The sequence below is a fragment of the uncultured Lacinutrix sp. genome (genome assembly GCF_947500605.1).
Classification (GTDB): domain Bacteria; phylum Bacteroidota; class Bacteroidia; order Flavobacteriales; family Flavobacteriaceae; genus Lacinutrix.
Genome location: NZ_CANMSJ010000005.1, coordinates 228,030 through 252,708, shown reverse-complemented (window position 1 = coordinate 252,708; position 24,679 = coordinate 228,030). Strand labels below are relative to the sequence as shown.

General features: G+C 30.0%; 22 protein-coding genes and 3 tRNA genes. 14 read left to right on the top strand and 11 right to left on the bottom strand.

All coding sequences use genetic code 11. The features are described 5' to 3' along the window. Positions 1–67 precede the first annotated feature (67 nt). The 9 genes from Q0935_RS09725 to tgt form a co-directional block, all read right to left on the bottom strand. On the bottom strand, positions 68–736 hold the full coding sequence (locus tag Q0935_RS09725; RefSeq protein ID WP_299251945.1) for a DNA-binding response regulator: 669 nt from the start codon (positions 734–736) through the stop codon (positions 68–70). After that, a complete protein-coding gene (locus Q0935_RS09720; RefSeq protein WP_299385329.1) occupies positions 729–2,429 on the bottom strand; it encodes a histidine kinase dimerization/phosphoacceptor domain -containing protein in 1,701 nt (566 codons plus the stop codon). The genes Q0935_RS09725 and Q0935_RS09720 overlap by 8 nt, the downstream gene beginning before the upstream one ends. A 1-nt stretch (position 2,430) precedes the next feature. Beyond that, the gene (locus tag Q0935_RS09715; protein WP_299251939.1) at positions 2,431–3,687 is read right to left on the bottom strand and encodes an asparagine synthetase B; all 1,257 of its coding nucleotides are present in this window, start codon (positions 3,685–3,687) and stop codon (positions 2,431–2,433) included. Positions 3,688–3,800: 113 nt separating this feature from the next. Beyond that, positions 3,801–4,829, bottom strand: a complete 1,029-nt coding sequence (locus Q0935_RS09710) for an AI-2E family transporter (RefSeq protein ID WP_299251936.1) — start codon at positions 4,827–4,829, stop codon at positions 3,801–3,803. 71 nt (positions 4,830–4,900) lie between these two features. Then, positions 4,901–6,430, bottom strand: coding sequence for a replicative DNA helicase (gene dnaB, locus Q0935_RS09705; protein ID WP_299251933.1), 1,530 nt, complete (start codon positions 6,428–6,430; stop codon positions 4,901–4,903). A 168-nt stretch (positions 6,431–6,598) separates the two neighbouring features. Further along, positions 6,599–7,552 carry an acetyl-CoA carboxylase carboxyltransferase subunit alpha gene (locus Q0935_RS09700; protein WP_055435304.1) on the bottom strand — a complete coding sequence of 318 codons (954 nt, stop codon included), beginning with the start codon at positions 7,550–7,552 and terminating at the stop codon, positions 6,599–6,601. 41 nt (positions 7,553–7,593) lie between these two features. Beyond that, on the bottom strand, positions 7,594–8,508 hold the full coding sequence (locus tag Q0935_RS09695) for a DMT family transporter (RefSeq protein WP_299251927.1): 915 nt from the start codon (positions 8,506–8,508) through the stop codon (positions 7,594–7,596). Next, entirely contained in the window at positions 8,495–9,568 is a 1,074-nt protein-coding gene (locus tag Q0935_RS09690) for an LptF/LptG family permease (RefSeq protein WP_299385322.1), read from the bottom strand. Before Q0935_RS09690 ends, Q0935_RS09695 begins: the two co-directional genes overlap by 14 nt. A 2-nt stretch (positions 9,569–9,570) precedes the next feature. Next, positions 9,571–10,701, bottom strand: a complete 1,131-nt coding sequence (tgt, locus tag Q0935_RS09685; RefSeq protein ID WP_055435307.1) for a tRNA guanosine(34) transglycosylase Tgt — start codon at positions 10,699–10,701, stop codon at positions 9,571–9,573. Positions 10,702–10,893: 192 nt separating this feature from the next. On the opposite strand from tgt, the gene Q0935_RS09680 reads away from it, so the two are divergent. The 3 genes from Q0935_RS09680 to Q0935_RS09670 all read left to right on the top strand — a co-directional run bounded on the left by Q0935_RS09680 (position 10,894) and on the right by Q0935_RS09670 (position 13,505). Beyond that, on the top strand, positions 10,894–11,739 hold the full coding sequence (locus tag Q0935_RS09680; protein ID WP_299385318.1) for a transketolase: 846 nt from the start codon (positions 10,894–10,896) through the stop codon (positions 11,737–11,739). 23 nt (positions 11,740–11,762) lie between these two features. Next, the gene (locus Q0935_RS09675) at positions 11,763–12,716 is read left to right on the top strand and encodes a transketolase C-terminal domain-containing protein (RefSeq protein WP_299385315.1); all 954 of its coding nucleotides are present in this window, start codon (positions 11,763–11,765) and stop codon (positions 12,714–12,716) included. Between the two features lie 150 nt (positions 12,717–12,866). Beyond that, a complete protein-coding gene (locus Q0935_RS09670) occupies positions 12,867–13,505 on the top strand; it encodes an outer membrane beta-barrel protein (protein ID WP_299385310.1) in 639 nt (212 codons plus the stop codon). Positions 13,506–13,572: 67 nt separating this feature from the next. Here the strand turns inward: Q0935_RS09670 and Q0935_RS09665 are convergent, their stop codons facing one another. Next, the gene (locus tag Q0935_RS09665; protein WP_299385307.1) at positions 13,573–14,664 is read right to left on the bottom strand and encodes a hypothetical protein; all 1,092 of its coding nucleotides are present in this window, start codon (positions 14,662–14,664) and stop codon (positions 13,573–13,575) included. Between the two features lie 79 nt (positions 14,665–14,743). On the opposite strand from Q0935_RS09665, the gene Q0935_RS09660 reads away from it, so the two are divergent. After that, the gene (locus tag Q0935_RS09660) at positions 14,744–15,124 is read left to right on the top strand and encodes an RNA-binding S4 domain-containing protein (protein WP_299385304.1); all 381 of its coding nucleotides are present in this window, start codon (positions 14,744–14,746) and stop codon (positions 15,122–15,124) included. A 27-nt stretch (positions 15,125–15,151) separates the two neighbouring features. Next, entirely contained in the window at positions 15,152–15,655 is a 504-nt protein-coding gene (locus Q0935_RS09655) for a phosphoribosyltransferase family protein (protein ID WP_299385299.1), read from the top strand. On the opposite strand, the gene Q0935_RS09650 is transcribed toward Q0935_RS09655, so the two are convergent. Beyond that, the gene (locus tag Q0935_RS09650; protein WP_299251905.1) at positions 15,647–16,165 is read right to left on the bottom strand and encodes a shikimate kinase; all 519 of its coding nucleotides are present in this window, start codon (positions 16,163–16,165) and stop codon (positions 15,647–15,649) included. The two genes, Q0935_RS09655 and Q0935_RS09650, sit on opposite strands and share 9 nt — an antisense overlap. Before the next feature lie 122 nt (positions 16,166–16,287). Here Q0935_RS09650 and Q0935_RS09645 point away from each other — a divergent pair. From Q0935_RS09645 to Q0935_RS09605, 9 genes are all read left to right on the top strand, one after another. Next, positions 16,288–16,360, top strand: a tRNA-Lys gene (locus Q0935_RS09645). Positions 16,361–16,470: 110 nt separating this feature from the next. Further along, positions 16,471–16,543: transfer RNA gene (locus Q0935_RS09640), tRNA-Lys, on the top strand. Between the two features lie 51 nt (positions 16,544–16,594). Further along, a tRNA-Leu gene (locus tag Q0935_RS09635) sits at positions 16,595–16,679 on the top strand. Between the two features lie 115 nt (positions 16,680–16,794). Beyond that, positions 16,795–17,694: a MerR family transcriptional regulator gene (locus tag Q0935_RS09630; protein ID WP_299385294.1), complete on the top strand. Its 900-nt coding sequence runs from the start codon at positions 16,795–16,797 to the stop codon at positions 17,692–17,694. A 45-nt stretch (positions 17,695–17,739) separates the two neighbouring features. Then, positions 17,740–19,203, top strand: coding sequence for an NAD(P)/FAD-dependent oxidoreductase (locus Q0935_RS09625; RefSeq protein ID WP_299385291.1), 1,464 nt, complete (start codon positions 17,740–17,742; stop codon positions 19,201–19,203). A 3-nt stretch (positions 19,204–19,206) separates the two neighbouring features. Beyond that, on the top strand, positions 19,207–20,046 hold the full coding sequence (locus Q0935_RS09620) for a phytoene/squalene synthase family protein (protein WP_299385287.1): 840 nt from the start codon (positions 19,207–19,209) through the stop codon (positions 20,044–20,046). Then, entirely contained in the window at positions 20,046–20,495 is a 450-nt protein-coding gene (locus Q0935_RS09615; protein ID WP_055435318.1) for a sterol desaturase family protein, read from the top strand. The genes Q0935_RS09620 and Q0935_RS09615 overlap by 1 nt, the downstream gene beginning before the upstream one ends. Positions 20,496–20,505: 10 nt before the next feature. Continuing rightward, positions 20,506–21,660: a lycopene cyclase family protein gene (locus tag Q0935_RS09610; RefSeq protein ID WP_299385283.1), complete on the top strand. Its 1,155-nt coding sequence runs from the start codon at positions 20,506–20,508 to the stop codon at positions 21,658–21,660. Between the two features lie 87 nt (positions 21,661–21,747). Further along, positions 21,748–24,672 (top strand): sensor histidine kinase, encoded by a 2,925-nt coding sequence (locus tag Q0935_RS09605; RefSeq protein WP_299385281.1) that lies wholly within the window; start codon positions 21,748–21,750, stop codon positions 24,670–24,672. The last annotated feature ends 7 nt before the right edge of the window (positions 24,673–24,679 follow it).

The following is a 24,679-nucleotide window of genomic DNA, read 5'->3' as shown; positions in this document are numbered from 1 at the left end:
AAACTAACTTTTAATCTATAAAACACAAATAACAAGGGTTGAAATGCGGTATTTTGTATGTAGAAGACTATTTAAATTGCTTTGTGTAGGTTCTAGAAAGCGGGATTTCTACACCATTTATAAATACTGAGTTTGAAGTAACACGCTGTACTTTATTTTTATTTACAATATAAGATCGATGTGTTTGACTAAAAACTTGTGATGGTAATTTTTCTAAAATAGTATTTAAAGATTGTCTAGTAGTAAATTTTTTAAAAGCGGTCTGAATATTTACATAATTACCTTCTGCTACAAAGTACTTAATAGCATTAAAATCTAAACTAACTATATCGTAACCATCTTTAAACTGAAATGTTTGTGATTGTTTTTTATGCACGGCTAAATTTATAGAAGCCAATAAATCTACTTTTTTTAAAGGTTTAGTTAAATAGGCATCCGGATTTGTTTTTAAAGCATCATTCATTAATACTAAATCGTGTTGACCTGTAATAAAAATAATTGTTGCATTACTATTCTTTAATTTTGCTAGTTCAATGCCCTCATTTACTCCTTTTAAATTAATATCCATAAGGATTATATCTGGCAAAAAAGAAGACATTTCTTTTAAAGCAGATTCTTTATTATTTGCAATATTAATTTTTGTGAAGTGTTCTTCTTGCAACAACTCTTCAATATAATCGGCAATAATAATTTCATCCTCTACTATTAGAATTTTTGTATCAATTAGCTTATTCATTAGTTAATTTTTTTGAGAGTGAAAAAGAAAAACCTTTGTCTGTATTTATTTTATAATCCATTTCTAATTGACGACAGATTTTATCAATTAGTTTTGGTTTAATTGTTTTATTTAAACTAGTAATTCCATTATCAGTATAATTAAATAATAAATAACCATTAATAGATTGTAATTCAAAATCTATTGTTTTATTATCTTGCTTATAAAAAGCATGTTTTATAGAATTTATTAATAATTCTGTAAGTAAAAGCCCAAAATACATTGCATGATCTGTAGGGATTTCTATGGAAGTAATATTAAAATTGGTTATAATATCGTTGTCTTTAAACACATCGAAAAAACTTACTTTTACATCGTTAAGATAACTAGCGGTATCGACCTTCTTTTTGTCTTCGCTTTTATACAAATGTTTATGTAAGGTTGAAATAGCCTCAACTTTAGTTAAAATATTTTTTAGATGAATACCCTCTTTTTCTGAAGTTTTTTTAAGTTGATTAGTAATAAGAATAACTACCAGCTGTAAATTATTATTTATACGATGATTGGCTTCACTTAACAAAAATTCATTTTCTTGGGATAAAGATTGCAACCTTTTGTTGCTTTTTCTTGTTCTTTTAAGAAAATAGGCGATAACAGCAATTATAAAAAAAGCAAACAAAAACAAGCCTGTACTTACATATAAATTCACTCTATTTGCTACTAACTCTTTGTTCTTATTATGAATTTCGAGAGTATTAATTTTAATTTGATTTTCTTTTTCTTTAAGTCTGTATTTACCTTCAATGTTTAATAATAATTCTTCTTTTTTAATTTCGTTATACTTAGTAGTAAGCTCTAGTCTGTATTTTAAATACTCGTATGCTTTTTCTGTATTGTTGAGTCTAAAATACAAGTTTTGAATATTCTCATTAAAGATTATTTCATTATATAATAAGTTTTTTTCTTTAAAAAAGTTAGCCGCATATAAAGCTTTTTCCAATGCTTTCTCTAATTGATTGCTTCTTGCTAAAGCCATAATATAACTTATATAAGCATCAGCTTCCTGTTGCTCCATATTATTACTTTCTGCAAATTCGATTATTTCTTCTAGATAGAGTATTGCTGTGTTATATTCTTTTTTACGCTCATAAACGCCTGCAATTTCAAGTAAAGAATAAAACACATTATCTTTATCCTTTATTTTTTTTGCCAAATCAAGTGATTTATTGGCATAAAAAAGTGTTGAATCATTTATATTATAATACTCTGTAAAAAGTGCTGCTTTCCTATTGTAATATTTAGCTAAATAAAGCGCTTCAACTTTATGTTGTTTTAAAATTTGTGCTGCTTTATCAAGCTCAGCAATAGATTCTATTAGCATTGTTCTCTTTCTAAAAAACTCTGCCATTTTTACATGGTATAAAAACTCTAACTGATTATTATTAATGGTTTTAATATTATCAAAAGCCTTAATGTAATAATCATTAGCTGTATCATAATCTAGCTTTAGTTTATAAATTTCTGCTAATCCTAAAAGGAGATTAATTTTTTGTTCTTGATTTTGAGACTCTATTACATGTTTATTATAATAACTAATGGCTTCGTCTAATTTGTTTTCATAAATTAAATTCTGACCAAAATCTACAATATCATCATTTTGAGAAAATGACAAATGAAAGATTAAAAATGAAATACAAAGAAATAAACATCTCATACTAGGTTTTCTGCTTCTTCTTTTTAGCAGCAGGAAATAATACATTATTAAGTATTAATCTATAACCTGGTGATGTTGGGTGTAATTCTAATTCTGTTTTGGGATCACCTACTTTATGTGTATAATCTTCAGGATCATGACCTCCATAAAATGTAAAAAAGCCTTTTCCTTTAATACCATGAATGTATTTTGCTTCTCCATTTGTTCTATTTTCACCCATAACAAGTACGTTGCTCTTAATTTGTTCTCGAGTAAAAGATGTTGTTTGTCCCATAAAACCTTTTACTAAAGCTGTATGGTTTTGACATAACATGGTTGGAATTGGATCCCATTTTGCAGAGAAATCCATTAAAGAAAAGTAGTCTGTTTGTTTTGGAATTTTTCGTTTTGGAGTCATGTCTATACTAGAAAACTCGTAAACTAATGGGCTACGTTCTAGTGTAAAATCTTTAAATGCAAACGTTTTATGGTACTGTATTTTAGATTGGTAGTTAGCATCACTAGCATCTCCATCGAACATTGGCTCGCAAATATCTACACCTTCTGCCGATAATGCAATATCAAAACTATCTGTAGCACTACACATAGCAAACATAAAACCGCCACCTACAACGTAATCTCTAATTTTTAAGGCTACATCTCTTTTTTCATTAGAGACTTTACTGTATCCTAATTTTGTTGCTAAATCTTCAGCAGATTTTTTTTCTTCAATATACCAAGCTGCTGTCTTATATCTTGAATAAAACTTACCAAATTGCCCTGTAAAATCCTCGTGGTGTAGATGCAACCAATCATATAAAATAAGTTCATCTTTTAAAACATTTTCATCGTAAATTGTTTCGTAAGGAATTTCGGCATAAGTTAATACCATTGTTACGGCATCATCCCAAGGTAATTTTCCTTTTGGAGTATATACTGCTATTTTTGGTGCTTTTTCTAAAACTACAGCTTCCATGTTTTTACTAGGACTGCTAATTTCTTTAAGAATACCTTCTGCTTTATCATTACTTAAAATCTCGAAGCTTACGCCTCTAATCTTGCATTCTTTCTGAATTTGATCTGTGTCTGGCAACAAAAAAGAACCACCTCTATAATTTAATAACCATTTTACTTTTATGTCTTTAGCTAATGTCCAATAGGTAATACCGTATGCTTTTAAATGATTTTCTTGGGTATCTGCATCCATTGGTATTAAAATATATGATGCGTAACTTTGACTAGTAATTAGAAGAATTAATATGAATAATATTTTTTTCATTGCCTTGAAGATAATTATTTCAAAAATTGATTTGTATTAAAATAATCCAGTTGAAAGATAATCAAAAAATTATTCCTTTCTAAAAATGATACAACAGAAGCTGAAATAATTAATTAAGCAGAAATAAGCTTAGCGATCTCTCTTGTACTAGAAAATTGTTCGAAAATAATTTTAAGGAATACAGTAATAGGAATTGCCATTATTAAGCCTGGAACGCCCCAAATAAATCCCCAAAACATTAAAGAGACCAATACTGTAATAACATTTATAGAAAAAGATTTACCCATAAATACAGGCTCTAATATACTACCATAAAGTACTTGTGTTCCTGCAATTGCAATAATGAAAAACAGTAATGTACTTGAAGCTTCTAATTCTACAAAGGCAAAAATAGATAATAAAATAACTGTAATAAAAGAACCAACCATTTGTACAAAGTTGATTAAGAAAGCAAATAATCCCCAAAAAATAGGAAAACTAACATCAAAAAAATAACATGCTAAACCTGTAAACACACCAGTTAAAAAACTAACTAGCACTTTTACCTTTATAAACTTTATTAAATCGTTTTCAATTTTAATAAATGTCTTTATAGATTGGTGCCTTTTCTTTAATAAAGTTTTGTTTAAAAGGTTTTCAATATTTATAGACTCGGCTAACCAGAGAACTACAAAAAATACAGTCATTAACAACGCTGTAAGTGCCTTACTAACGACGCTTAAAGTATTCCCGAAATTCTTAAAAATAGCTTCTTTATTAAGAAAACGCGATAACTTTGCATTATCTTTTTTTATAGCATCTGTACCAAAAACAGACTCCACTTCGTAAACTAAATCGTTAACTTTAGTTTGTGCTTTTAATAGAAAAGAAGAATCACTTTCCATTATTTGCTTACTCGATAACTTAACTAACTCTATTCCTAATTTGGTACCAAGTATAATAATTAATAGTACAATGCAAATACTAATAATTTTATGTACTCCTCTACGCTTTAAAAAACGCATTAATGGTAAAAACAATAAGGCAATAAACATTGAAAATACTAAAGGCACAAAAATAAAGGATAGCGTTTTTAGTAAATAAAATACTATTGGTATTACTATAATTAAAAGTAAATAATTTGTGGTACGGAGTTTATCCATTATTGTTACACTTATTTTTACGTAAAGATAATTTAATGATGCCTTTTATTAATGAATTTTAACAGTAGATTTTAAAATGGTACTTCATCATCTGGAGCTCCAAATGCATCTTCAGGAGAAGCTGAAAAATTATCTGCTTTAAATGTATCCTCGTTTGCAGCACCATTCATTTTACTATGGAATTCTTGCCCGAAAGGAGTATCGAAATCATCTAAATTGTCAAACTTACCTAAGTTTCCAATAAACTTTAAACGAATATTTTCTAATCCACCATTTCTATGTTTTGCAACAATAAACTCACCTTGTCCTGCTGTAGGAGACTGGTCGTCATCATCCCATTCATCAATTTTATAATATTCTGGTCTGTATATAAATGATACAATATCGGCATCCTGCTCGATCGCACCAGATTCACGTAAATCTGACAGTAAAGGTCTTTTACTACCTCCACGCGTTTCTACAGCACGTGAAAGCTGTGAAAGTGCAATTACTGGTACTTCTAGTTCTTTTGCTAATGCTTTTAAGTTTCTAGAAATAGTAGATATTTCCTGCTCTCTATTTCCTCCACTACCTGCAGCCGTCATAAGCTGTAAGTAATCAATCATTATCATTTTAATTCCATGCTGCGACGCTAAACGTCTTGCTTTTGCACGTAAATCGAAAATAGAAAGTGATGGTGTATCATCAATAAACAAAGGTGCTTTTTCAAGTGCTTTTACCTTAACATTTAATTGTTCCCACTCATGTTTTTCTAGTTTTCCAGTTCTTAGTTTTTCTGAAGACAATCCTGTTTCACTTGAAATTAGTCTTGTTATTAACTGTACCGATGCCATCTCTAAAGAGAAAAAGGCTACTGGAACATTATGCATTACGGCTATATTTCTAGCCATAGTTAAAGTAAAAGCTGTTTTACCCATACCTGGACGGGCTGCAACAATAATTAAATCACTTGGTTGCCATCCAGAGGTCAACTTATCTAGTTTATCGAAGCCAGAAGGTACACCACTCATTCCATCTTTCTTGGAAATCTCTTCAATTTTCTTTTTGGCTTGTATTACTAAATCTTGTGCTGTTTCACTCGATTTTTTAATATTTCCTTGAGTTACTTCATATAACTTAGATTCTGCCATATCTAGCAAATCGAAAACATCTTGAGTTTCATCGTAAGCCGTTTCTATAATTTCGCTTGAAATTTTAATTAAGCTTCGCTGAATAAATTTTTGTAAAATAATACGTGCATGAAACTCGATATGTGCAGAAGATGATACCTTTTGCGTTAAAGAAATAAGGTAAAAATCGCCTCCAGCTAAATCTAGCTTTGCGTTAGTTTTTAACTGCGTTGAAACGGTTAATAAGTCAATAGGTTGACTCTCTTGAAACAACATAAATATGGCTTCAAAAATATGTTGATGTGCTTCTTTATAAAATGCATCAGCACTTAAAATATCGATTACTTCATCGACACCTTTTTTATCAATCATCATAGCACCAAGCACAACCTCTTCTAAATCAAGAGCTTGTGGTGGTATTTTTCCTTTTTCAAGAGAGATAATTGTGCTTTTATCTACTTTATATCCAGATACATTTTGTGGTTGCTTCATGTTAAGCGAAAGTAAAACAATTGTTAAGAGGATGTGACTTTTAATGTAATTCAATCTTCACACCTCATTAACAATTTAACTGTTAATAAGTTAATAATATTGTTAATAAGCATAAAAAAATCTGAAAGACTAACTTTCAGATTTTAATATTATAAGTATTTATTACTGTTAGCCTTTGTAAACTCCCATTTGAGAATATTTATCCATACGCTGAGCAACTAAATCTTTTGGTGATAAGTTTTTTAACTCATCAAAAGTTTTTTCGATAGCATTTTTAACTGCTAAAAATGTTTTATCTCTATTACTATGTGCACCTCCTAAAGGTTCTTTAATAATCTCGTCTACTATCTTCATTTTTTTCATGTCGTTAGCAGTTAATTTTAAAGCTTCGGCAGCTTGTTCTTTATACTCCCAACTTCTCCATAAAATTGAAGAACAAGATTCTGGAGATATTACAGAGTACCATGTGTTTTCTAACATTAGCACTTTGTCTCCTACTCCAATACCTAAAGCTCCACCAGAAGCACCTTCTCCTATTACAATTGTAATAATTGGTACTTTAAGACGAGTCATTTCTAGAATATTTCTAGCAATAGCTTCACCTTGACCACGTTCTTCTGCTTCTAAACCAGGATAGGCTCCAGGAGTATCTAATAATGTGATTACAGGAATACCAAACTTCTCAGCAGATTTCATTAAGCGTAATGCTTTACGATAACCTTCTGGATTTGCCATCCCAAAGTTTCTATATTGTCTTGTTTTAGTATTGTATCCTTTTTGTTGACCAATAATCATGTAACTCTGGTCTCCAATTTTTCCTAAACCACCAATCATGGCTTTATCGTCTTTAAAATTACGATCACCATGTAACTCTAAAAACGAGTCTCCACATAGAGCTTTAATGTAATCTAAAGTATAAGGCCTATTAGGGTGACGTGACATTTGCACACGCTGCCAAGGTGTTAGGTTTTTATAAATTTCCTTTTTAGTAGCTACAAGCTTTTTCTCGATCTGCTTACAAGTTTCTGTAACATCGACATCGCTCTCTTCACCAATAATTTGACATTTGCCTAATTGGTCTTCTAGCTCTTTTATTGGTAATTCAAATTCTAAATATTCCATTGAGAATTGTATTAATATAATTTCTTAGTTAGCTTACAAAATTACACAAATTTTTCGTTTTGTGTCCTCTTATTTTTAAAGGCTTTTGTGTTTTTTATTATTCCGTTTAATATAACGGTAGTCAATATAATAAGTGCACCATAGTAAAATGAAGGTGTCATAGTCTCTGTTTGTGGGAATATAATTAATGCCAAAATAACACCATAAATAGGCTCTAAATTATAGGTAAGGACCACTGTATATGGGCTAATTTGCTTCATTACGTATACTGATGCAATAAAGGCATAAGTTGTACAAATAGTGGCTAAAATTAGCAGATAAATAAAATCTTGACTACTTAATTGAAAGTATTCTATAGAGAAACCATCTCCAAATATTATTATAAAAAGTGAAATAAAAATAACACCAGCTAAAAACTCGTAAAATGAAATTTTTGTTGCTGAATCTTTCTCTAAAAACTTACCATTTAATACTGCAAACAATGATGAAAAAAAGGCTGACGCAATACCCAATATAATTCCTGTTATATGCTTCATCTCTGTTTTTAAGATGATTGCAATTCCTATAATTACTATAATTCCGAATAAAATTTCGTACCAAATAACCTTTCTTTTGTAGACTATTGGTTCTATAAATGAAGCAAAAAAGGCTCCTGTAGAAAACATTGCTAATGCTATGGAAATATTAGAAGCGTCTATAGATGCGAAAAAAGTGATCCAGTGTAGAGCAATAATAACTCCAGCAATAGAGAATTTAATAAGTGTTATTCTCTTTATTGAAATATCAATTTTAGCTATTTTTATGTAAACAAACATAAATATAACAGCAATTACCATACGATACCATACTAAAGAAACTGCCTCTATAGTAATAAGCTTTCCTAAAATAGCTGTAAATCCAGCTATAAAGACTAAAAAATGTAGATGTAAGTAATTTTTAAGTTTATCGTTTAGCATTGTATAATAATATAACTGCTAAAATACCGAAAATAACATTTGGAAACCAAACGGCTATTAATGGTGAAAAATCCGATTGTGCAGCCATAGTACCAAAGACCTTATCGAAGAATACAAATATCATGGCAATTGTAATACCAAAAGCAAGGTTTACTCCCATCCCACCTCTTCTTTTTATAGAAGATACAGCAACCGCTATAATAGTTAATATAAATACCGAAACCGGTAAACTCCATTTTCTATACAACTCTAACTTATACCTCCCAATATTAGAAGAGCCTCTTTTTTCTTCTCTCGTAATAAAACGTTTTAAATCTATGTAATTTAGTGTCTCGGCTATATAATCGTCTGGCACTAAGTCTTCTAATTCAAAACTAAAGACAGTGTCTTTTTTTCTTTCAATTTCAAGAATATCTTTTCCATCTGTTACAGTACGTTTAAAATAATTACGCATTCTATAAACAGAATCCTCAGGCATATATCTAATACTGTTCGCATTAATTTTACAGGTCATTTTATCACCTTCAAAATGCTCTAAAGAAAAATTTAACCCTTGAGCTCTAGATGCATCGAAACTACTAACGTAAATAATGTCGTTGTCATTAATCTGTTTATATAGTTTCTGATTCTGAGTACTTTTCTTTCCTTTTAAATATTTGTATTGAAAATCGTTAAAACCTTTACTAGCGTTTGGTGCTAAATATAAACCTAAAACAATAGATATCAATCCAACAATAGTAGCGCCAATTAAATAAGGTCTTAAAAATCTTGAAAATGAAACTCCCGAACTTAAAAAAGCAACAATCTCTGTATTATTAGCTAATTTGGAAGTAAACCATATTACAGAAAGGAATAAAAATAACGGAAATAACAGGTGCGCAAAATACACAGTGAAATCTAATAGATACACCATAACTTCTCCAAAAGGAGCATCGCGTTCTAATATTTTACCAATTTTTTCTGCAAGATGTACTGTTATTCCAATAGGAATAAACAGTAATATCATCATTAAAAATGTAAGTAAGTATCGTTTTAATATGTACCAGTCAAGTATTTTCAATATTAAAGTCTTTTATCCATTTGTTTTACCATCATATCTTTCCAAGTTCTAAAATCTCCTGCCAAGATATGTTTTCTAGCTTCACGAACCAACCACATATAAAAACCTAAATTATGTATCGTTGCTATTTGTGCTGCTAATCTTTCGTTTACTGTAAATAAATGCCTTACATAAGCTTTAGAATAATCTGTATCTACCCATGTAATTGCCATTTCATCTAAAGCAGAAAAATCGTCTCTCCATTTTAAATTTTTAATATTTATAGAACCGTGAGCAGTAAACAACATTCCGTTTCTTGCGTTACGCGTTGGCATAACACAATCAAACATGTCTACTCCTAAAGCTATATTTTCTAATATATTAATAGGTGTACCAACTCCCATTAAGTAACGTGGCTTATCTTCTGGTAAGATATCTGTAACTATCTCTGTCATAGCATACATTTCTTCTGCTGGTTCTCCAACAGATAATCCACCAATGGCGTTACCAACTGCTCCTGCGTTTGCTATGTACTCAGCAGATTGCTTACGTAAATCCTTGTATGTACTTCCTTGTACAATTGGAAAAAATGCTTGAGAATAATCGTATTTAAAAGGTGTTTTTTCTAAGTGATTAATACACCTATCTAACCATCTATGTGTCATTTTCATAGAACGCTTAGCATAGTTGTAATCGCAAGGATATGGTGTACACTCATCGAAAGCCATAATAATATCGGCTCCAATACTACGCTGAATTTCCATTACACTTTCGGGTGTAAACGTATGGTAACTTCCATCTATATGAGATTTAAACTTTACGCCTTCTTCTTTAATCTTTCTATTAGCAGATAAAGAATAAACTTGGTAACCACCAGAATCGGTTAAAATATTACGATCCCAATTCATAAATTTATGTAAACCTCCAGCTTTTTCTAAAACGTCTATTTGAGGTCTTAAATACAAATGATAGGTGTTTCCTAAAATAATATCTGGATTTATATCATTTTTAAGCTCACGTTGGTGTACTCCTTTTACAGATGCAACTGTGCCAACTGGCATAAAAATTGGTGTTTCAATTACACCATGATCTGTAGTAAGTACTCCAGCTCTTGCACTACTTTGTGCGTCTTTACCTTTTAATTCGAATGTCATAATTAGTGGAAATATTCAGCTTGTAAAGATAATTAACAAAACAACATACGTTCTTAAACATTTAATAAAATTATAAAAAGTTTGAAATTGTTAGCAAATCGTATCAATTCGTTAATAAGTGCCTTCACTCTATCTTTGCATTACTTCTTTAAAAAAGTTATTTTTGATGCTTTATAAATCAAGCTAAAAACAATGGCAAACACACAACAATTAGAAGACATTACAACTCAAGTTCGTAGAGATATTTTACGAATGGTTCACAAAGTAAATTCTGGACACCCAGGAGGTTCTTTAGGATGCGCAGAATTCTTTGTTTCGCTTTACAGCGAAATAATGGATAGAAAAGAAGGTTTCGACATGGATGGTATTGGAGAGGATTTATTTTTCCTATCTAATGGGCACATTTCACCTGTTTACTATAGTGTTTTAGCAAGATCTGGTTATTTTCCTGTAGAAGAGTTAAATACTTTTAGATTATTAAACACTCGTTTACAAGGGCACCCAACTACTCATGAAGGATTACCTGGTGTTCGTATAGCGTCTGGTTCTTTAGGACAAGGGATGAGTGTAGCACTTGGTGCAGCACAAGCTAAAAAATTAAATGGTTGTAATCATTTAATTTATAGTTTACATGGAGATGGTGAATTACAAGAAGGTCAAAATTGGGAAGCTATTATGTATGCTGCAGGAAAAAATGTAGATAACATAATTGCTACTATAGATTTGAATGGTCAGCAAATTGATGGTTCTACTGACACAGTACTACCTATGGGTAGCATAAAAGCAAAGTTTGAAGCTTTTGGTTGGACTGTTTTAGAAATTGAAGAAGGTAATAATATAGAAGCTATTTTAAAAGGAATGGCAGAAGCAAAATCTTTAACTGGAAAAGGAAAGCCTGTTTGTGTATTATTAAAAACAGTAATGGGTAATGGAATTGATTTCATGATGCATACACATGCTTGGCATGGAAAAGCACCTAACGATGAGCAATTAGCAATTGGTTTAGCCCAAAATCCTGAAACTTTAGGAGATTATTAATCCTTCAAATTAAGAGACAAAAGATGAAAACATACGAAAATCAAGGAAATAAAGATACTCGCTCAGGATTTGGAGCAGGATTAACAGAATTAGGAAGAACAAACCCAAATGTAGTTGCATTATGTGCAGATTTAATTGGGTCGTTAAAAATGGATCAATTTATAGAAGAGAATCCAGAACGTTTTTTTCAAATAGGAATTGCAGAAGCAAACATGATGGGTATTGCCGCTGGTTTAACTATTGGTGGAAAAATACCATTTACTGGAACTTTTGCTAACTTTTCTACTGGTCGTGTTTACGATCAAATAAGACAAAGTATTGCTTATTCTGATAAAAACGTAAAAATTTGTGCATCTCATGCTGGTTTAACTTTAGGAGAAGATGGTGCAACTCACCAAATTCTTGAAGATATTGGACTTATGAAAATGTTGCCAGGAATGACTGTGATTAACACTTGTGATTACAACCAAACTAAGGCTGCAACTATTGCTATTGCAGAACATAAAGGACCTGTTTATTTACGTTTTGGAAGACCAAAAGTAGCAAACTTCACTCCGGTTGATCAGAAATTTGAAATTGGAAAAGCATTACATTTAGTAGATGGTACAGATGTAACTATAGTTGCAACTGGACATTTAGTTTGGGAAGCACTAGAAGCTGCTAAAGCCTTAAATGAAAAAGGAATATCTGCTGAAGTTATAGATATACATACCATAAAGCCATTAGATGCTAAAGCAATTTTAGACTCTGTAAGCAAAACAAAATGTATTGTTACTGCCGAAGAACATAATCATTTAGGTGGACTAGGAGAAAGTGTTGCAAGAGTATTATCTCAACACAATCCTACTCCTCAAGAGTTTATTGCTACTAACGATACTTTTGGAGAGTCTGGAACACCAGCTCAACTTATGGAAAAATACGGTTTAAATGCAGATGCTATTATTAAAGCTTGTGAAAAAGTTATAAAAAGAAAATAGTACTCCATATAAATAGAATATTCAAAAGGCTAAAAATAATTATTTTTAGCCTTTTTTTTATTTATTATTATCTTACAAACAATAGTATTAAGAAAATATATTGGCACGATTTTCGTTTAAACCTATAATTCACATTAAAAAACGACAATTATGAGAAATTTTGAAAAACTTCAAAGTCACTTGAATGATAAAAGTGATTTAAGGAAGAAAGTATGCTTATCAGTAATTTTTGTTTTGGCTATTATCTCATCATCAATAGCACAAAATGGAAGCGGATTTGGTATTAAAGGAGGTGTAAACTACAATGCTAATGGTGATTATTTTAATTCTATTAGTAATACTTCTGACGACCCAACAAGAGCAATAGGCTATCACATTGGTATATTTGGTAAACTAGGCGACAAAATCTACATAAAACCAGAACTTGTGTATACTAAAACAACTAGTGAATATGATACTGGAGATTTTGAGCAAAAACGTATTGATGCTCCTGTTTTAGTTGGTATTAAAGTTTTAGGACCGATAAGTGTCTTTGCAGGTCCAGCGTTTCAATATATTTTAGATTCGGATATTGACAATGTAAGAATTGGAGATATAGAAAATGATTTTACAGTTGGCCTAAACTTTGGAGTCGCTTTAAATTTTGATTCTGTTGGAATAGACCTGCGCTACGAACGCGGTTTTACAGACAATGAAGCAACTATTATAACAAACAATTCTACAGTTAATATAGGACGGTTAGACACAAGATCAAATCAATTAATATTGAGTCTTTCTATTAAATTATAAAATTTCAAAAAATAAAAAAAGCCCAATTTGAAATTCAAATTGGGCTTTTTTATTTTTTATTTAAACTCTATTCTAATTCTGTTGTAATATCAGAATTTAAATAGTTTGGAATAGAAACACCATTTACCATAGTTGCCGGAACAACTACAGTATGTAATATGTATGTACCATCTTGCTCTGCTTCAATACTAATGAAAATTTCATCAGTAGCAGCATTCGCTGTAAAATAAGCTTGCGCCTCTGCTTTAGACATGAATTGATTTGTTCCATCGTCTTCATACTCCTTTTGCTCAATCTCGTCTGCAGTTAATACACCATCTCCATCATCATCATTATCAATGTAATTAGCAAAAGAGTCTCCATCTGTATCATCCTCATCATCGTCTGTTGTATCTCCATCAGGATGTTCTAAGTGAGATGGTATGCCATCTCCATCATAGTCTGTATTACTTCTAGAAATAACGTTTAATTTAAAAAATAATGGTACATATTGATCTATTGAACTAGGTGGATCTGCAAAATAACCTAGACCAGATTGCATAAACACTGCTCCAATTCCATGATTATTGTAAGTTATGGATCCATCTGCATTTTCTGTAAAACCTGTAGAAGTTTTAAATTCTACAATACCCTCTCTAAAACCCGCAACAACTCCAGATAAATCAAAAGGTTGACCTAGTCCTATATTTACTTGACTATCAAATATAGTACCATCTGGTGTTAATCCTGTGTAAATCATAGCAGCAGCATCTAACGGACTAATATTGTCTCCCTCTCCAGCTCTTATTTTTAAAATATATAGATTATAATCTATATCGTCTTGATTAACTATTTTAATATCTAATCGAGGGAAAACACCTTCAGCTTGATTTAAATAATTAATAATAGGAGTTTTATCTGAAGTTCCATTACCTATAGAAATAGTATCTAAAACTATCGTAAACTCATTGTTTGTAGGATTATTAGCATCTGCAAAATCAAAATCTTCATAATTAAAAAAATGGGTTTCAAAGTAAGTTAAAATATCTTCTTCATTCTCATCATAAACCTCTTGTCTCTCCCTTGTAGCTATCGGTACAATATCATCTTCTTCATCAGTACATGAAAAAACTACAAAAAACAATGATAAAGTTGGGATTAAAAATTTTCTTAAATTCATTTTTGCTTATTTTTGAGTGCAAGATAAACTATATAATAATTTTGCACAATACCATTAAGGTAGAATTAAGTTAAATTATATGCGAATTGATAAGTATTTATGGTGTGTTAGATATTTCAAGACTAGAAATATAGCTACAACAGCATGTAAAAAAGGACACATTAAGGTTAATGGACAAGTTGTTAAACCTAGTAGAGAAGTATATCCAACAGATAAAATTGAGTTAAGAAAAAATCAAATTAACTACACTATTACTGTTTTAGATATACCTCCAAACCGCGTTGGAGCAAAACTAGTTGATATTTACAGAGTAGATACTACACCAAAATCTGCCTTTGAATCTCAAGAACTTCTTAAATTTGCAAAAGATTATTACAGAAAAAAAGGAACAGGAAGACCTACTAAAAAAGACAGAAGAGCTATTGATGATGTCTATAAAGAAAATGATGAAGAAGAATAACTTCTATTTAAATTAAAACAGCAAAACATGACTACTTTAAAAAATTGTATTCTTTCTCATGATGAGATAACACATAAAATAAGAAGAATCGCCTATCAGATTTATGAAGCTAATAGTAATGAAACCGAAGTGATTTTAGCAGGAATAGATTCTAATGGCTATATTTTGGCAAAAAAACTTAAAACAGTTTTAAGTAAAATCTCTCCAATACAGCCTATTCTATGCAAAGTAATAATTGATAAGAAAAACCCATTAGAAGTTATAAAAACATCAATCTCTAAAGAAGATTACACAAACAAATCGGTAATTCTTATTGATGATGTTTTAAACTCTGGTACAACCCTAATCTATGGCGTTAAGCATTTTTTAGATGTTCCCTTAAAGAAATTTAAAACAGCTGTGTTAGTTAATAGAAATCATAAAAAATATCCTGTTAAAGCAGATTTTAAAGGCATTTCTTTTTCGACTTCTTTAAATGAGCATGTTGAAGTCATTTTAGAAGGTAAAAACTTTGAGGTAAATCTAAAATAGTTGAAGTAGAATATCTTCTATTATATCTTCTATCTTTCCATTAGCATTTATTTTCACTTCTGACATATTGTAATACGATGCCCTTTCAAAAAGATGTTTACCTATAAACTCCATTAATAAATCATCTGTTTTAATATGAGATATTAATGGTCTTTTAGATTTTTCGTTATTAAGTCTATTAACTAAAACAGGAATACTAACGTTTAAATACACTGTTTTTATTTCTTTATTGGCTAATAGCCTTTCCATTGTGTCATAATAACATGGTGTTCCTCCTCCTAAAGAAATTATTGTATTACTAGAATTTTTAACTAGTAAATCTAAATACTCCTTCTCTTTCTTTCTAAAATACAACTCTCCTGAATCTGAAAAGATCTCTTTTATAGTTTTATCCTCACCTCTTTCGATAACATTATCTAAATCTTGAAAGGTATAGTTTAACATTTTTGCTAATTCAACGCCAATTTTAGACTTTCCAGAGGCCATGTATCCAATTAAAACAATATTCATTTTTGCCTTTATTATTTGATTATTAAACAACTATAATTTGAGAAAACAAAAAAACAAAAAAAAAATATAAATACGCTTGCAATACTAATAAAAGGTTCTATATTTGCACCCGAATAACGAATGACCTGGTAGCTCAGTTGGTAGAGCATCTCCCTTTTAAGGAGAGGGTCCTGGGTTCGAGCCCCAGCCCGGTCACTAAAGAAGTTAAGCCTAGCTTAACTTCTTTTTATTTTTTTAATGCGCATACAGCAAATATTTATTGCACATTATCATAAAGTTTATATATTTGCATCCCGATTACAAATGACCTGGTAGCTCAGTTGGTAGAGCATCTCCCTTTTAAGGAGAGGGTCCTGGGTTCGAGCCCCAGCCCGGTCACTAAAAAAAAGTTAAGCTATTTCGCTTAACTTTTTTTTTACTTTAAATTTAGCGCACGTGGCGGAATTGGTAGACGTGCTGGCTTGAGGGGCCAGTGATCATCTTGATCGTGGAAGTTCGAATCTTCTCGTGCGCACAATTACATTCTTCTATTTAAATTACTCTTCTATTTCTTGTTTTATACTCTGACTTAAAGAAATTTAATTCGAAATTGCTACTATTTAATTTTGTTTAACTATTTTAGCAATACTATGAACAATATTAAAACAAACTTTAGCATTAAAGATCTTGAAAACCTTTCTGGTGTCAAGGCTCACACTATAAGAATTTGGGAAAAAAGATACATGCTACTTGAGCCCAATAGGTCTGATACTAACATTAGAAACTATAATCTTGAAAGTTTACAAAAACTTTTAAATATTACTTACCTAAATAATAATGGTATAAAAATATCTAAAATAGCCGAACTAAAAGAGCAAGACATTACCGAAAAGGTTAAAGAAATTGCTTCATTAGAGAAAAATGAAGATGATGCAATAAATGCATTAAAAATTTCAATGTTAAATTTTGACCAAGCTTTGTTTAATAAGACTTATGATAATCAAATAGAAAAGAGAGCGTTTAATGATATTTTTTATTCTATTTTCTTACCACTATTTAATGACATTGGTTTATTGTGGCAAACGAATACAATAATACCTGCCCATGAAAATTTCATTTCTACATTAATTAAACAAAAAGTATTAATCAATATAGAAAAACTAGCAAACTCCTCTCTTAAAAACGAAACCAAAACGTTTGTTTTATTCTTACCTGAAAATGAAATTCATGATATTGGTTTATTATTTGTAAATTATGAATTAAGAAGCAGAGGCTACAAAACTATTTATCTTGGAGAAAGTGTTCCTTTAGATAATTTAAGTAATTTCAAAATCCTTTTTAAAGATATTACGTTTATAACTTACTTTACGATTAAACCTGATAATAAGGATATGTATTCCTACATAAATAATTTTAATAAACAAATTACAAATAATGGAAAGGCAAATCTTTGTATATTAGGCTATAAAACAAGTATTCTTAATGAAGAAAAGCTTCCAAAAGGCACATATAAATTTAACTCAATAGAAAATTTACTAAACTCAATATAGATAAAAATTAATTTTGTTTAATTATTTAGTATATTTGTTAAACAAATGAAAAAAACTATACACATACTAGGTTCTGGTTTCTCATCACTATCTGCTGCATGCTACTTAGCACAGTCAGGTAACGAAGTAACTATTTTTGAAAAAAATGCAACTATTGGCGGTCGTGCTAGACAATTAAAGAAAGAAGGTTTCACTTTTGATATTGGACCAACATGGTACTGGATGCCTGATGTTTTTGAACGTTTCTTTTCCGATTTCGATACAAAACCTTCAGATTTCTATACTTTAGAAAAACTAAATCCTGCATATAGCGTCTATTTTGGTAAAGATGATTATATAACTATTGAAGATACAATAGAAAAAATATATTCAGCTTTTGAAAAAGAAGAATCAGGAAGTTCTAAAAAACTGAAGAAATTTATTGATAACGCGCAAAACAACTACGATGTTGCTATAAAAGATTTAGTTTACAGACCTGGAGTTTCACCTTTAGAATTAGTAACTCCGGTTACCATAAAAAAAATAAATCAATTTTTAAGTACCATAAAAAGAGACGTTAGAAAAGAGTTTAAAAATGAACGACTAGCTCAAATACTTGAATTTCCTGTACTATTTTTAGGTGCAAAACCAAGTAATACGCCTTCCTTTTATAGTTTTATGAATTATGCCGATTTTGGAATCGGGACATTTCATCCTAAAAAAGGAATGTACCAAGTAGTTCTTGCAATGGAAGCTTTAGCTAAATCTCTTGGAGTTGTTATTAAAACTGAAAGTCCGATTGATAAAATCATAGTAGATAATGGAAAAGCTACAGGTATTATTTCTAACGGAGAAACATATACTGCAGATATAATTTTAAGTGGTGCAGATTACCACCACAGTGAAACTTTGCTTGATAAACAGTATAGACAGTATTCTGAAAAATATTGGAGTAAAAAAACATTTGCGCCTTCATCATTACTGTTTTACGTTGGTTTTGACAAAAAATTAAAAAATGTAAATCATCATACTTTATTTTTCGATGTTGATTTTGATGTTCACGCTCAAGATATATATGACAACCCAAAATGGCCTGAAAACCCATTATTTTATGCAAGTTTCCCTAGTATTACAGATGGTAGTTCTGCTCCAAACGGAAAAGAGGCTGGAATATTTTTAATTCCGCTAGCTCCTGGAATAGAAGATAACGAAACACTACGAGAACAGTATTTTGAAAAAATTATATCTCGTTTTGAAAACTTAACTTCTCAAAAAGTTAGAGATTCAATTCTTTTTAAAGAATCTTTTTGTGTAAACGATTTTATTAAAGATTACAACTCTTATAAAGGCAATGCTTATGGAATGGCAAACACTTTATTACAAACTGCATTTTTTAGACCTAATTTAAAGAGTAGTAAGGTTGATAATTTATATTTTACTGGTCAATTAACAGTTCCTGGACCTGGTGTTCCTCCAGCTCTTATTTCTGGAAAGTTAGTTGCAGGATTAATTAAAAAACACCATAATTAATTTATGAAAGCATTATTTGATACCGTTTCTAATAGCTGTAGTAAGATTGTAACTCAATCTTACAGCACCTCGTTTTCTATGGCAACCAAAATGCTTGCGACTACAATTAGACAAGATATTTACAACATTTACGGCTTTGTTAGATTTGCTGATGAAATTGTAGATTCCTTTCATGATTATGATAAGGAAACACTCTTTAAAAGATTTGAGGCAGATTTAGAAATTGCTTTAGTAGATAAAATAAGTTTAAATCCTATTCTTAATGCGTTTCAGCATACTTACCATAAGTATAATATTGAAAAGCATATGGTAGATTCTTTTATGAAGAGTATGAAACTTGATCTCACTAAAACGACATATTTAACAGAAAACGAATACAACGATTACATATATGGCTCTGCAGATGTTGTTGGACTTATGTGTTTAAAAGTTTTTGTTAATGGAAATACTGAAGAATATAACAAACTTAAAAGTTCTGCAATGTCATTAGGTTCTGCTTTTCAGAAAGTAAACTTCTTACGAGATTTAAAAGCAGATTTTGATGTTTTAGAACGTACATATTTTCCAAATACAGATTTAAATAATCTTGATGAAAGTTCTAAAGAACTAATTATAAAGGATATCGAAAGTGATTTTGCTAAAGGCTTAGAAGGAATAAAACTATTGCCAATAGAAGCTAAATTTGGTGTTTTTATGGCCTACCGTTATTACAGTCAGCTATTAAAAAAACTAAAAAAGACACCCGCTTTGGATATAAAAAATACCCGAGTAAGAGTTCCAAATTATAAAAAAGTAGAACTTTTAACTAGGAGTTACGTAAAATATCAACTAAATTTATTGTAATGCAAACTCTATTCTGGATACTCGTTTTTTTAGCAACATTTAGTGCTATGGAATTTATGGCTTGGTTTACACATAAGTACATTATGCACGGTTTTTTGTGGTCTTTACACAAAGATCATCACCACAAAGATCATGACAGTTGGTTTGAGAGAAACGATGCTTTTTTTATTTTTTACGCCATAGTAAGCATGACCTGTTTTTATCTTTGGAGTTACGAAGGTGTATGGTATTGCCTACCAATAGCATTAGGAATAATGGCTTATGGCGCTTCATATTTTATTGTTCACGACATATTCATTCATCAACGTTTTAAGCTTTTAAGAAATTCTAATAATTGGTATGCCAAAGGATTGAGACGTGCCCACAAGATGCATCATAAGCATTTAGGAAAAGGTGATGGAGAATGTTTTGGAATGCTATTTGTTCCGTTTAAATATTTTAAGCGATAAGCTCTATTGAATGAATAATAGAGAGTCTTACGATTATATTATTGTTGGTAACGGTCTTGCTGGTTTACAGTTAGCTTTATCATTTGCTCAAGATTCTTTTTTTGCAGAAAAACAAATTGCTTTAATAGATAAATCTACTAAGCACGAAAACGATAAAACTTGGAGTTTTTGGGAAAAAGGAAAAGGAAAATGGGATAATATTATTCAAAAATCGTGGCAAGAAGCTTTATTTTACTCTTCGGAAAAACAAATTACTTTAAATCTTAATCCTTATACTTACAAAACCATACATGCTTCAGATTTTTATTCTGAAGCTAAACGCATCCTTTTAGAAAAATCTAATATTCATTTTATTATAGATGAAGTTATAATAGTTGAAGATTCTGCCAAACCAATTGTAAAAACTGCAACTAACTCCTACTCTGCTCATCATGTTTTTGATAGTAGAATAACTGAAGACTATTTTTCAGAATTAAATAATTACACAAAAGTTATTCAGCATTTTAAAGGCTGGATAATTGAGACTGGAACACCTGTATTTAATCCTGAACAATTTACAATGATGGATTATAGACTAAAAGATGGAGAACAAACAACATTTACCTACGTCTTGCCTTTTTCTAAAACCAAAGCTCTTGTAGAGTTTACTTATTTCACTCCTAATATAGTAGATGAAGCAACCTACGATAAGTACATAAAAGAGTATATTAAAGGTGTTTTAAAAATTGAAAATTATAAAATAGTTGAAACTGAAAGCGGAAAGATTCCTATGACGAATTTTCCTTTCGAAAATTATTCAACTAAAAATATAACGAAGATTGGTACTGCTGGAGGTTGGGTAAAAGGTTCTACAGGTTATTCTTTTAAACACACAGAAAAAAAAGTTGCAATAATTATTGAAAACTTTAAAAAAAATAAGCCAGTATCTACAGCCTTATTTAAATCGAAATATAAGTTTTACGACAAGATATTCTTGAAAGTTTTACACGATGAAAATGAAAAAGGCGAATGGATTTTCGAACAATTTTATGCTAAAAATTCTATTGAAACAATGTTTAGATTTTTAGATGAGGAGTCTTCATTATTAGAAGAATTAAAAATTATGAAATCGTTATTTTCTTCAGCATTTATAAAAGCATTCTTCAAGACATTTTACCATTCATAAATAGAATCATGCATTTTACTAAATTTCTATAATAACCTATTAGTAATTTAATAGCTTTACATTTCAATTTATTTCTAAGCTATTCACTTGAAAAAAACATTTTTTATAATCTTACTATTTATTGTTGTTCAATTAATTTTTGCGCAACAACCAGTTAGCATACAACTAACCGAAAAAGATGGCTTACCGGATATTGAATTTTACGACATTCTTGAAGATCAAGCCGGTTATATATGGTTAGCTGCAGATAAAGGATTGTACCGTTACGATGGTAAACATTATAAATTGTTCACCAATCCTAAAAAGCGTGGACGTTCTTTGTTTGGACTTAATTTAGACGCAAAAGGGCGTCTTTGGTGTAATAATCTTTCAGGACAATTTTTTTATGTCGAGGATGATGAGCTAAAACTCTTTAAGGATTTTAAAGATATTAATACATTAGTAGATTTCAACATCTATGATAATCATCTTTTAATTTCTGCAAATAATAATTTAGTTAGTGTAAACCTAGACACCAAAACCGTCGTTAATACAATTGATGAACTTTATGAAGATCATTTTAATCAATTAAATGCCCTTAAAAATGGTTTCTATTTTAATAAAAATAACCTCATTCATTTTACAGAAGATACAGCTTTAAAAAATATTCAACCAATTCATAAATATCCATTTGAAACCGCTCAACAAAGTGGATCAAAAAAGTATTTTAAATATAATAATCATGTGTTTTTTTTTAATGAATTGACCTCTACAAAGAGAAATAATTTGTTTTACATAACAAAACACAAGGATGTACAAGAGGTTCAATTACCAGAGCTATTAACATCTTTAATTGTGGTCAGCGCACATCAAGTAAAAAATCAATTATGGGTATTAACGAATAGAGGTATTTTTATTACTGAAATTAATAATAATAATAATAATAATAATCTAATTATTATTGAGCGCTATTTTAAAAATAGCTACACTACAGATCTTATAATAGATTCAAATTCTAATTTCTGGGTGACAACACTAAAAGACGGTGTTTTTGTAATGCCTAATCTTGCCTTAAAAAAAATACCTTTACCGAATGATGTAGGAATTACTGCAATTGAAAAAACGTACCAAAAAGACTTGTATTTGGCGACTTCGGACTTTAATATTTTTAACTATTCTAAAACAAATCATAATATAGAAAAAATAGATGTCACCTTTAGGAACAATATTTATGGAATTTGCTACAACGCATTATCTAAAGACCTTTTGATGGTAGCGACAACAGAGTCCGTTTTCTATAATTCAGAAGAAAGATTAAATAAAAAGAGTAAACTTATTGTAACAAAATCTATAACGGTTTATGATGACGATCAATATTTAGTGAGTCTTCCACACGCGTTGTCTATCTATAGTAAAAAAAGAGATTCTCTTTCCTTACTTCGACAGACTAGAAGCTATGGGTCTGTATTAAACACCAATAAAACTAAAGCCTATTGTAATTTTATTGATGGTTTTGGTATGGTCGATTTAAAAACTAAGACCTATAAAAAAATCACCTCTAACGATTCAACAATATATGGTTCTAAAATTACAATAACTAAAGATGATATTGTGTGGGTAGCCACATATAATAAAGGGTTGTATGGTTTTGTAAATGATACTCTACAGTACAGATTAAACACGGACAACGGCTTAGCTTCTAATGTAATTAATGTGATTACACCAGATGAAAAATCAATTTGGATTGCTACAGATAAAGGCTTACAAAATTATAACTATGACACCCAAAAGGTAATAACTATAAATAGAGAAGATGGCATAAACTCTTACAACATTAACTCTATTGTAGTTCTTGAAAATGATATTTTCTTTGGTTCTAATATGGGATTATATCAATTTGATTCTAATAATATTATTAAAACAAGACAAACACTTCTACCGTATTTTACCTCTGTAGCAATTCTAGAAAAGGATACTATTATTCAATCTAATTATGAATTAGACCAAACGGATAGTGAAATTCGATTTGGTTTTAATGTAAACGGATTTCAATCTAATAAATTTGTAAATTATGAATACAAATTAGAAGGTTACAGTGATAATTGGATTGAGGTAGAAGATGGTTTAGATTTTGTAAAATTCAATACTTTGCCAGCCGGAAAATTTACATTCCATTTAAGAGCAAGAAACACATTTCAAAAAGAATATACACAACCAATAAGTGTATTTTTAAAAGTACGATTACCATTTTATAAAACCTGGTGGTTTTATACGTTGTTTCTAATAATTTCAATAACTATGGTGTGGTGGTATTTTTCTAGAAAAACAGCGCGTTTAAATGCGGTCCAACATCAAGCCTTAGAAAAAGCAAAAATCAATCAACAATTAGTATTCTCACAATTAGAAAATTTAAGATCTCAAATGAATCCTCATTTTATTTTTAATGCTTTAAACTCCATTCAAGATTATATTATTTTAAACGAAAGTAAATTAGCACGAGAGTATTTAGTAAAATTCTCTCGTTTAATAAGAACATATTTAGAGCACAGTCAATCGAATGAAGTATCGCTAAAAGAAGAAATAAAAGCACTCAGTTTATATCTAAATCTTGAAAAAGAACGTTTCGATGATGATTTTGATTATAAAATAACAGTAGACAAAAGTCTTAATCTCGAGACTATGTTTTTACCCTCCTTATTTATACAACCGTATGTGGAAAATGCATTGAAACATGGATTACTTCATAAAAAAAACAATAAGAGAATACAGTTAAATTTTATAAAAGATGACGTCCAAAACTTATTAATCTGTGAAATTATTGATAATGGTATTGGTCGTGAGGCTTCAGAGAACATTAAGAGTCAACGCTCAAAACAACATAAATCTTTTGCGACATCTGCAAACCAGAAACGCATAGATTTATTGAATAGAAGTCAAGATAAAAAAGTAGTACTAGAAGTTGAAGATATTACCAATGAAAAAAGGGAAGTACAAGGCACTAAAGTAATTATTACAATGACATTAACGTATTAACGGTAGA